12 protein-coding genes are annotated in these 9434 nt (G+C 65.2%); 3 read left to right on the forward strand and 9 right to left on the reverse strand.

The window, feature by feature from the left end:
- Positions 1–39: 39 nt before the first annotated feature.
- The 5 genes from AP428_RS05100 to AP428_RS37370 are packed head-to-tail and all read right to left on the reverse strand — an operon-like array spanning position 40 to position 2245.
- Positions 40–279, reverse strand: coding sequence for a hypothetical protein (locus AP428_RS05100; protein ID WP_054927716.1), 240 nt, complete (start codon positions 277–279; stop codon positions 40–42).
- Positions 276–461, reverse strand: a complete 186-nt coding sequence (locus AP428_RS05105; protein WP_054927717.1) for a hypothetical protein — start codon at positions 459–461, stop codon at positions 276–278. Before AP428_RS05105 ends, AP428_RS05100 begins: the two co-directional genes overlap by 4 nt.
- On the reverse strand, positions 455–688 hold the full coding sequence (locus tag AP428_RS05110) for a hypothetical protein (RefSeq protein WP_054927718.1): 234 nt from the start codon (positions 686–688) through the stop codon (positions 455–457). The genes AP428_RS05105 and AP428_RS05110 overlap by 7 nt, the downstream gene beginning before the upstream one ends.
- Positions 688–1005, reverse strand: coding sequence for a hypothetical protein (locus tag AP428_RS05115; protein ID WP_054927719.1), 318 nt, complete (start codon positions 1003–1005; stop codon positions 688–690). Before AP428_RS05115 ends, AP428_RS05110 begins: the two co-directional genes overlap by 1 nt.
- On the reverse strand, positions 995–2245 hold the full coding sequence (locus AP428_RS37370; RefSeq protein WP_231691678.1) for a hypothetical protein: 1251 nt from the start codon (positions 2243–2245) through the stop codon (positions 995–997). The genes AP428_RS05115 and AP428_RS37370 overlap by 11 nt, the downstream gene beginning before the upstream one ends.
- 74 nt (positions 2246–2319) lie before the next feature.
- Between AP428_RS37370 and AP428_RS05125 the strand changes: the two genes are divergently transcribed.
- Positions 2320–2556, forward strand: coding sequence for a hypothetical protein (locus tag AP428_RS05125; RefSeq protein ID WP_054927720.1), 237 nt, complete (start codon positions 2320–2322; stop codon positions 2554–2556).
- Between the two features lie 282 nt (positions 2557–2838).
- Here AP428_RS05125 and AP428_RS05130 read toward each other — a convergent pair whose 3' ends face one another.
- Positions 2839–4740 carry a DNA cytosine methyltransferase gene (locus AP428_RS05130; RefSeq protein WP_054927721.1) on the reverse strand — a complete coding sequence of 634 codons (1902 nt, stop codon included), beginning with the start codon at positions 4738–4740 and terminating at the stop codon, positions 2839–2841.
- A 163-nt stretch (positions 4741–4903) separates the two neighbouring features.
- Here AP428_RS05130 and AP428_RS05135 point away from each other — a divergent pair, with 163 nt between their 5' ends.
- Together AP428_RS05135 and AP428_RS05140 are read left to right on the forward strand one after the other, a co-directional pair.
- A complete protein-coding gene (locus tag AP428_RS05135) occupies positions 4904–5239 on the forward strand; it encodes a hypothetical protein (RefSeq protein ID WP_054927722.1) in 336 nt (111 codons plus the stop codon).
- Between the two features lie 169 nt (positions 5240–5408).
- Positions 5409–6029 carry a hypothetical protein gene (locus AP428_RS05140; protein ID WP_054927723.1) on the forward strand — a complete coding sequence of 207 codons (621 nt, stop codon included), beginning with the start codon at positions 5409–5411 and terminating at the stop codon, positions 6027–6029.
- A gap of 113 nt (positions 6030–6142) precedes the next feature.
- Here AP428_RS05140 and AP428_RS05145 read toward each other — a convergent pair whose 3' ends face one another.
- The 3 genes from AP428_RS05145 to AP428_RS05155 are packed head-to-tail and all read right to left on the reverse strand — an operon-like array spanning position 6143 to position 9407.
- Positions 6143–6709: a 1-pyrroline-5-carboxylate dehydrogenase gene (locus AP428_RS05145; RefSeq protein WP_231691679.1), complete on the reverse strand. Its 567-nt coding sequence runs from the start codon at positions 6707–6709 to the stop codon at positions 6143–6145.
- 53 nt (positions 6710–6762) lie between these two features.
- Positions 6763–8529, reverse strand: coding sequence for an AAA family ATPase (locus AP428_RS05150; protein ID WP_054927725.1), 1767 nt, complete (start codon positions 8527–8529; stop codon positions 6763–6765).
- Positions 8526–9407 (reverse strand): DNA translocase FtsK, encoded by an 882-nt coding sequence (locus AP428_RS05155; protein ID WP_054927726.1) that lies wholly within the window; start codon positions 9405–9407, stop codon positions 8526–8528. Before AP428_RS05155 ends, AP428_RS05150 begins: the two co-directional genes overlap by 4 nt.
- Positions 9408–9434: the final 27 nt, after the last annotated feature.

Below are 9434 nucleotides of genomic sequence, written 5' to 3' on the forward strand. Positions count from 1 at the left end.
CTATCGGCTCCGTCTCCGGCAGCGTGTCGCTTGCGATCGTCACGCTCGCACCCATCCTTTCGACGTCGAGCGGATCGTCCCGGTCTTGCGCACGGCCTGAAGCCGCCGGTCGACGATGCGCCAGCCCACGACTTCGCCGAACGTGTTCGGCCGACATTCTTCTCGCGCGAGTCGCTCGCTTTCTTCACGCACTGCGCCGGTGTTGACGGCTGCGAATTTCTTCGGAAATTCATCGATCGACGCGAGGATCAGCGCGTCGAGCTTCTCGTACTTGCTCATGATGGGTCTCCTGACTCGGTGCAGGCGGTGCACACGCCGCGCCACTCGCCGGTCGCGTCGTGGACGTCCCCCGTTCCGTCGCAGGCCGAGCAGCGCGGCGCCAGCTCCGGATACAACTTCTCGCGTAGGTCTGCGGGCAGCCCGGCCGCGCGGATCGCGAACACTTCGACGTCGGTCAGCATGCGGCGTCTCCGGTGCGGGCCGTATGCGCGCGGTAGAAGTCGACGATCTCGCGCTCCGGGCTGGTGAGGCCGACGATCTTTTCCTGACTGCTGGATTCGATGGCGCGCCCGAGTCGCAGGACCATCGCCAGCGCCTGATGCGCATCGGCATCGCGTTCGGCGACGATCGCTCGTTCCTTCGCGCGGCCAGCGGCATAGCCGCGAGTGAATTCGAAGGTCGTACGCATCACGCACCTCCTGCGCGCGCGCCGAAGTGATTGACGAGCGCGGTTGCTGCTTCGAGCGCCTCAACAGGGAGAGTGATTCCGTGCGCATCGCATGCGGTGATGATGTCCTCGTCCGTCACCTCGGCGCGCGGCTCCGGCTGGCCCGGATGGGCGGCGAGACGTATTGCTGCGGCCGAGAGAAGGGCGCGTGCGTGGCCGCCGACACCATGCGGAACCAGTGCGCCTTCTGCGTCGAGTTCAAGCAGCGCTTCGATGCTGCGGACGAGCTGCGCATTGTCGCCGCGGAAATTGTCCGTCAGCACGTTGTCATTCGGCATGGTTGGCTCCTTGGAGAAGGGCGCGGACAACCTCGATTGAGGCACGGCCGAGCGGCCTGATGGCAACGCCGTCGAGGTCATAGACATTGAAGCCCTTGCGGACGAACTCTTCGAGAATGCGTTCGTCCGTCAGCCCGACCCGAGCGTCTGCCTGAGCGCACTCGCACTCGCTTTCGTACTGGCTGCACTCGGGGCAGTGGTTCTCGACGTGGTTGCCGTCGTACGATGCCTGCGCGGGCTGCGCGGCGGCATTGATCTTTCGCGCGATTTCTTTGACTTTTTCGTCATGCATGCAACCGAGCCACCAGTACACCAACACGTCGTTCACGAACAGTTTCGGTCCGACGGAGGTCTCTTCGACTCGCGCCACCGCTTCCGCCGCCATAGCGGGCGAGCGGATTGCTTCGGGAAGCGGCGAGTGCTTCGGCTTCGCCGCCTGCTTCGCGCGGATCTTCGCGATCGTCTCGGGCACGTTGATGCGCGCCAGTTCCGTTTCGCCGGCCGCGTGCATGTCCAGTCCGTTCGCAAGGCAGAGCGCGGCGAGCGTGACCATGACGCCGCCGACTTCCTGCGGCGGCTCGCCGACCGGCCGTGACCAGGTGTAGTCGACCAGTGCATGCGCTTCCTCGCGCGTCATGCCGCATGCCTGCACGAGTTCGCCGGCCTCTTCGAAGAATCGGTGATTGCGCTCCAGCACATCGGCCGAGATCTCGGCGCCGAAGCAGGCCAGCATCCACGGTTGCACGCGCGCCTGGAACGCCGCCCCTTCCGCCGCCGTCTCCTTGGCTGAGGCGGCGCGGGCTTGCCAACCCACCCAGTAGCGCCGCCACGGGTTATACGGGTCGTTTTCCGTGCATTCAAGGACGCGGTCCATGTCGCGACCCGGATAGGATGTCGAGAACTCGCGGCGATACCACGCCTCGAACGCCGCTCGCTCGTCCGCCGGCGAAGGTGCGGTTTTACCCTGCGGCACGATTACCGCATTGCAGTTGACAAGCGCGGCATAAACGGCGTTCCTGCTACCGGGTGCATCGTTACAGAGGCGCGCGACCTCGTCGACAAATTCCTCGGTCAACCCGTCGTATGGGATCGGCGCTGCTGCGGGATGCAAGGCAGGGGGTGCGGCGAGAATCTTCCGGAGTGCCGTTGCTGCTTTCGTATGCAGGAAGCCAGCTGCGTGTTCGAGTACTTCGCGCTCGTCAGGCGTCAGCGCATCAGCGCGGCTATTTTCGGTGGTCATGGTGTGGTCCTCTGGACGTCGGAACGCTTGTTTTGTATTCGTGCTAGCCTCTAACTCGAATAGCGGAGGTAGTCATGCAGCGGACAATCGAGTACCGCGGTTTCGAAATTGATGTGCAACTGACCCCGTCCGCTCAGGACATGTATGACGTCACGTTCCAGATAAAAGGGCATGACAATCTCGGTATCCTTGGAGCGCGCGGACACCGAATACAGATTCGAAATGGCCCGTTCACCCGACGCTGGGCATATCTCGTCGCTGAGATCGCGGGGCAGGCTGCGATTGACGTCTTGCTTGGGCCGCCCGATTGAGTGTCACTTATGCGAATAGGTCGCCCTGCTTTTTGCCGCTCGACTCCGAGAGATGCGTAGGGCAGAAGTGGGTATCAGCTCCGACCAGATGCGCATGGACCGCGCACAGGTGCCGATCGCACGTCTTACCTGGCTTCGTCTGGTAATCGCATTGGAAGCTGCTCGGCGCGTTGCAGCCGTCGACCGAGCAGCGGTGAGAGCGCTTACGACCGCGCGTGCAGATGATTCCGGAGATGCCGCCGGGAAGGCGAAACGGGGTGCAGGGCATCAGGTGCCTCCGTTCTAGAAGGTCTGCGGCGCGACGGTCAGCGCGATGGCGACCGGGCGCACCCAGACTGGTGTCGACGAAAGCTGGAACGTCTCGCCGGATTCGGCGAGCAGCAGCGTGGTGCCCATCGCTTCGGCGATCGCCTGCGCGGCGTCGGGCGGCACGGCATTACCGATGCGCTCGCGCCACGCCTGGTCGGAAAGTCCGTCGAGTTCGAGATACTCCTCCGGCTCGATGAGCGATTGCAGGACGGCCAGCTCGAGCGTTGTGAACGGCCGGTGCCACGTGCCATCGAGCGCGCGGATCACGGCGACGGTCTTCTCGTTCGCCGCGGGCATGCGCGGATCGGCGACGGACCAGCGGCCGTTGTCGTGGCCGGCGGCCGCCGACACCGCGCCGCTGTGCTGGTCCCAGCCGACGACGCCGTAGTGGCCGCCGGTCAGGTACGCGTCGCCGCGCTCGCGGCGCATACCCGGGCGCGGGTCGGCAACCGCGAATGCGCCTTGGCCGCTGTCGCTGCGTGCGATGACGGTGCCGGCCGACTCGTCGAAGCCGGTCACGCGGTACTTGCCCGCGCCTTCGAAGCCGGTGCTTGCACGCGGATCGGCGACCGAGTATGCGCCCTGGTCGTCCCCGCCGATTACCGTGCCGGCATGGCCGGCCCATTCCGTCACCTTGTACTTGCTGAACAGCGGCCCGGCCGGCGGACGAGGATCCTGCACGCACTGGCCGGTGCCGTGCGCGCTGGTGACCGCGCCGGCGGCGTCGAGCCACGGCACGATCCGGAATTCATTGTTGTGCTTTGCCGGGCCCTGATGACGCGGGTCCGCGACGCTGAAGGTGCCTTGCCCGGGCGACTTCTGGCCGGTGATCGTGCCGGCGTGGTCGTTCCAGTCGAGTACGCCGTACTGCTGGTATTGCGCGGCGTCGGCCGGGCCGCGCGGATCGGCGACGCTGAAGGCGCCATTCGTCGGCAGCGACTCGCCAGCAACGGTCCCGGCCGGCTCGTCCCAGTCGACGACCCCAAGGTGGCCGCCGCGGCGCTCGGGCACGATCAGGTAGTCGCGCAGGTGGCCGTTCTCGACCGCGAGCTTGTTCAAGCTGCGCCAGTCGCTGCCCGCCTCGACGAACGCGAGGCGCACCCACGTTTTCCACTGCAGCGACGGCACGCGGTGCATCGGGCCGGCGGCCTCGACGTCGCCCGGCAGGGGCATGCGGCCGAGCAGCGTGCCGACGCCCTGCAGGCGCTTGACGGGCGGCTCGTACAAGCATGCCGGCACTTTCTCCGTGTGCCGCGCGACGAGCAGGAATCGCTTGCGGCTCTGCGCGAGGCCGGCGATCACGCCGCAGTCGTGCGTCGTCTCGTTCTTGGCATAGCCGTAGTGCTGGAACAGCTGGCCGATCTGGTCGAGCAGGTGGCGGCCGCGCGTCGCGAGCCGGGGCACGTTCTCGAACACGATCAGCTCGACCGGGTCGTCCTTCCATGCCTCGCACATCAGCCAGACGCAGCGCAGCGTCAGCTCGTTGAGTGCCTGGTACTTCGGCGTGCGGCTGAGCGTCTCCGACAGCAAGCCGGACGCGCCCTTGCACGGCGACGAGATGAACACGCAGTGCGGATGCTGGTAGCCGGCGGCGCGCCGCACGTCTTCGGGCGTGGCCTCGCGCCAGCCGGCCGGCGGCTCGACGCCGTGAAACGCGGTGTACTGCTCGCGCGTGAACAGGTCCATGACCGTGCACGGCGTGCCGACCAGCGTTTCGAAGTCGCGCGCGGCCGCCGGATCGTTGTCGATGCCGCCGATGCACCGCCACGTCGCGGTCATGTTGCCGACGCGAGAAGTTGCTTTGGTGAATCCCTTTGCACCGCCGCCGAGGCCGCAGCAGAAACCGAAGCTGTTGTAGACGCGCTGAACGTTCATAGATGTCGGAATGAAAAAAATGGGCGCCTTGCTGGCCGCCCACAAAAAAGCCGCGCATCCGAGGCAACGGAATTTGCGCGGCTGAGAAGGGAATAGATTGGGTACTCTATTTGTCTAAAGAATATTGAAATGCAGCCGATATGCCGGATTTGGCGGAGGTGATGTGAATTTCTTCGAGCTCTTGTCGATGTACACAGACGTAGCGATGACGGGATTTTTCGTGTACGGACTCGCGTTTATCCCGGTATGGCTGATCACTGCCAACCTGACGTATGACGAGTGGAAGGTCCCGGTGGCTCTCGCGGTCGCGTTCGTGCTTGTCTTGTCTCCGGAGCTCTATCACTTTGCACAGTGGCATTGGGGCGGTTTCGAGAAGCAACTTGAGATGCAAATGCTTCGGTATGACAGTGACATCGTTTACAACGCCTTGAAGGTCAAATTCTGGTCAGAGGTCGCGGGTGGTGCGGCCGCCTGGTTTGTGATGAATCGCTTTGCCTGACAGGTCTAACTCACTGACACGAGGGAGCGGCGTGCGCTCGATTCGCGCGGATTCTTGGCTTGCAGTGCGGCGATAGCCCCTGCAAGGCAGGCGACAATGGGTAGCCGGGCGCCGCCGATATGCATGCAGTCCAAATGCTACGATTCGCACCAAAACAAACGGGGGTGCGATGGAACGCGGTCTGTTTAAGTACGCGGTGGTTGTGATGTGTGCGATGGTCGGCATAGCCGGATACAACGTAGTCGACTGGAAGCGTTTGGACGCTGCCAGCTGGGCCGCATGGGTGCAGGCGGTTGGCGGAATCTTCGCGGTAATTGCGGCCTTCGGAGTTGCGCGATATACGATCCTCGCGGATCAGAAGCGCAAAGCTCGTGAAGAATCAGTTATCCAGGCGGCGGATTTGCTGGCGTTGCACCACATCGCGGCAGAGCTCGAGCAAATGTGCATATTGACGAACTTCGAGAAGTCGAATTTGTGCGAGCGGACCATCTATCCCGACGCGGCCGGCGAATTTCGTTCGATCGCCGAGCTTGTTGCGTCGTTACCCGTTATTAATGTGGTAACACTTGGGGAGATGGAAATGCTGTTGGAACTGCGCAGAACAGCGACATTTTGTTCGCGTATCTTCGAAGAAGATGGTCATCTAAAAGGCGATGAGTTTGTTTTGAAACATAGGCGAGACTTCGCTAAATTCCACGACCGCTGCGCACATATCAGCACTCATATGTGGAATCGCGTCGAAGAAGTTTGCCCTGGACATTTCACTGATAAGCGCCGAATGCATCTTTGAATCCGCCGCTGGGCAGTCGATGCTTATGCAGTCCGCGGATTCATTCCATTCCTGGGTGGTCGCGTGGGCTAGGAGCGCTACGACAAGCACGCCAAGGCTCTTGAGCCACAGGATCAGCGGGGCATCCATTCGGTACCGCGCACGATCCGGCCGACCGGTTCGAGCACAAGCACCTCGGATTCCTTCTCGCTGCGCACGAGTGCGCTGCCACGTCGCTGGGCTTTCTCGAGCGACGTGTGACGTTTCGGCTTGCAATACCTGCCGACCGTCACGAACAGCGGCGCGCGTGCGCCGACCGGGCCGAGTGTCAGCTCGTCGATGCGCGCCTCGAGCGCCGCGGTATTCGCACGCCAGGTGTCGGCTTTTTGCTGCGCGGCGTCGCGCTCGGCGGTGAGGCGCTCGACTTCGGCGCGCAGGCCTTCGATGATCTGCGCGACGTCGATGACGCGGGCGTTCGGATCCAGAGACCTCTCGACCAGGCCGACCGATACCAGCTTCGGCGCTGCGGCGGCGGCCGGTGAGTCGCTGGTCGGCGTGGCCGGCTTCGCTGCGCGCGCGAGCCAGTACACGTACTCGTTGCCGCCGCCGGCACGCTTCTCACGCTCGACGATCGCCTCGCCGAGCATGCGGTTCAGCTCCTTCGTGACGTCGAGCTGCGGGAGCCCGGTTCCGGTCGCCACGGCCTTCGCGGTGGCTTCCGACGTCTCGGCGAGATACTTCTCGATGTCCTCTCTCACGCTGCCTCCCGTATTGCGTGCTGCGCGGCCGGCGCGACCTGACCGTCCTCGACCCAGAAAGCTTCGATGGCTTCGGGCAGGCCGCCGGGCGGCGTTTTCAGGCTCATGAACACGAGCGCCGTGTCGATCTGGTCGCTGTACGCGAGATCGTCGAGCCAGTAGAGCAGTCGGTCGCGCTCCGGGCCGACCAGGACGTCGGCGCGATCGAGCACGAGCAGCTTCAGGCCCGAGAAGTGGCTGATCGCCGCAGCGATGTGCGCGTCGACGCGCCAGCGCTCCGATTCGGACAGCAGGGCGTACGCGCGGCCGTCGGCGAGGACTTCCATCTCGGGCGTGATCGTCACGTCGGCCCATTCGGACATCTTGGCGAGGTCGGTCAGGCGCTCGTTCATCGGCGTGAGCGCTTCGCTGAGCAGGTCGGCCGGGATGCCGTTCGGCGCGAGGGCGTCGGCGATCGCCTCGTACGCAGCGACGTCGTCGTGCAGCGCCGCGGCCTGCTTCGCCAGATCGGCCGCGCCGGCGGCGCGCCGTTCGATTTCGCGGAGCGTCGCGATGTCGGTGTCGAGCTGCTTGCGGCGGCGCTGGAGGTCGGCCAGCTCCGAACGCGCGGCGTCGCCGCTCTCGCGTGCGGCGGCCGCGCCGCTGTCCTCCGCGTCGTCTTCGAGTGCGCGCAGCTGCGTCGCGGCCGCATCTGCCGCTTCGACGTCGCGTTTGCGATTCGCGGCCGCGTTTTGCAGCGTCTTCAGGCCCTGCTCGTACTCGGGCAGCTTCGCGGCCGCCTCAGCGTCGCGCGCACCGGCTGTGGCCGCCGCCGACAGGACGCCGTTGAGGTAGCGCAGGAGGGCGCCGCACTCGGGGCACGAACATTCGGTGCCGGCCGGTGCCGCGCCGGCGCGCACTCGAAGCGCTTCGACCTTGGGCAGGAATTCTGCAACCTGCTCGTCGGCGATCTGCGCGAGCTCGACCGCCTTCGCGTAACCGGCGGCGCGCGTGCGCAGATCGGCGATTTTCGATGCGCGCGTACGTGCCGCGGTGTCCGCCGCGTCGGCCGCGCCGATCTGCTGCTGCAGTTCGCCAATCCGGTCGTCGAGCGCCGCGCGGTCGCCCGTGAGCTTCCGCAATGCTGCCTCGTCGAATTCGACCAGTGCCGGGCGCCAGGTCGCTCCCTTCTGGCTGCCGTACGTCTCGCCGGTCGCGTTGCGCCACGACTGCTTCGCGCCGCGCGCGCGGTCGGTGGCTTCCTTCTGCGCCGCTTCGAAGCCGGCGCGCAACATCGGCGTGATCGCTGCGAGCCGTGCGGCGGCCGGCGCTGGTACCGCCTCGGCGCGCAGCCTGAGCTTGTCCAGCAGCCGGGCGCGCATTTCGTCGACGCCGATTTTTACGCCCATCAGGTCGTACAGGAACGCACGACGCTCGGCGGCGCCGAGGTGCGCGAACCGCTGCGCGTCGAGCACCAGCGGAAGGCGTGGATCCTCGGCGAGCTCGCGCTTCAGCTTGCCGGACGGCAGCATGACGCTGTTCGCCTGCTCGCCGCACGCGACCACGATCTGGCCGCCGTCGGCTCCCTCGGTGACGAGCGAGCCGTATTCCTTCTTCAGCGCAACGCGCACGGTATCACCGGTGAGCGCCATGCGCACGGCTTCCTGCAGGCTGCTCTTGCCGGCGCCGTTCGGGCCGGTGAAGAGGGTGACGGGCTTCGCGAGCCGGATATCCGCCGTGCGGATACCGAGCACGTTCGCGACGTAGATGTCGGTGATTTTCACGCTGCTTCTCCTTGGGGTCCACGCGGCCGCAGTACCGTGCGGCCGCCGTCCGAATCCATCGCACTGACGACGCCCTTGGTTTCGAGCAGCTCGACCAGGCGCGCGGCGCGGTTGTAGCTGATCTTGAACTGGCGCTGGACGCTCGAGATCGTGACCTTCTGCTGCTCGATCACGAACGCTTCGACTTGGGCGTACAGCGGATCCTCGTTGCCGGACGCGGCTTGTTCCTCGTGCCACTCCTTCCAGCCCTTCACCCAGGCGATGCACAGCTCGCCGGCCATCACGGGGCATTCGCTCTCGGGCTTGCCTTCGGCGGCCGCCTGCCGGCCAGCCTGATGCTGTTCGTCGAGCTGCGCCTGGGTCGGGCCGTCGCCGAGCTTCGGCACCTCGCGGAACTCGGCGTCGACGACGTCGCTATCGGGCTTGTCGCCGTCCATGCCGTCGCCGTCCTGGTTGGTGTACTCGCGGCCGAGGTCGAAACCGCGCTGATCCGATTCGCCGCGGATCTCGTCCATGCCGCCGGTGTGCTCGCCCGGGTTTGCGACGACGACCAGAACGGTTTTCCCGCTGGCTTCGTAGAGCTCGTGCAGGTTCGGCTGAGAGCCGCCGAATTTCACGACCGCCTTGACGCCGTCTTTGATCGTGATCTGGTCGAGGTCACCCTGGACGACGATGCGGCCATCGCTCGCGATCAGGTGCGTCGCCATCTTCACGTTGTGCTCGACGCGCGCCCGCAGGCGGTCGATGACGTCGTTCTGCTTTTTCTCGGACAGCTTCACCCAGATATCGGGCATCAGTTTCATTTCGGTCACCAGCGCGGAAAGCAGGTCTTTGCCGATGCTGTCGGCGGTCATCTGGAGGACGTTCTTGTCGGTCATGTTGAAATCCTTGGCGGCGGCAGTCGC

It is taken from the genome of Burkholderia sp. E168m22, assembly GCF_001319805.1.
GTDB lineage: Bacteria > Pseudomonadota > Gammaproteobacteria > Burkholderiales > Burkholderiaceae > Burkholderia > Burkholderia orbicola.

Coding starts and splice junctions, on each gene's coding strand:
- AP428_RS05115 (WP_054927719.1), bottom strand. CDS start 1,005: ATGCCGAATGACAACGTGCTGACGGACAATTTCCGCGGCGACAATGCG.
- AP428_RS05130 (WP_054927721.1), bottom strand. CDS start 4,740: ATGAACGTTCAGCGCGTCTACAACAGCTTCGGTTTCTGCTGCGGCCTC.
- AP428_RS05105 (WP_054927717.1), bottom strand. CDS start 461: ATGCTGACCGACGTCGAAGTGTTCGCGATCCGCGCGGCCGGGCTGCCC.
- AP428_RS37370 (WP_231691678.1), bottom strand. CDS start 2,245: ATGACCACCGAAAATAGCCGCGCTGATGCGCTGACGCCTGACGAGCGC.
- AP428_RS05125 (WP_054927720.1), top strand. CDS start 2,320: ATGCAGCGGACAATCGAGTACCGCGGTTTCGAAATTGATGTGCAACTG.
- AP428_RS05140 (WP_054927723.1), top strand. CDS start 5,409: ATGGAACGCGGTCTGTTTAAGTACGCGGTGGTTGTGATGTGTGCGATG.
- AP428_RS05155 (WP_054927726.1), bottom strand. CDS start 9,407: ATGACCGACAAGAACGTCCTCCAGATGACCGCCGACAGCATCGGCAAA.
- AP428_RS05100 (WP_054927716.1), bottom strand. CDS start 279: ATGAGCAAGTACGAGAAGCTCGACGCGCTGATCCTCGCGTCGATCGAT.
- AP428_RS05110 (WP_054927718.1), bottom strand. CDS start 688: ATGCGTACGACCTTCGAATTCACTCGCGGCTATGCCGCTGGCCGCGCG.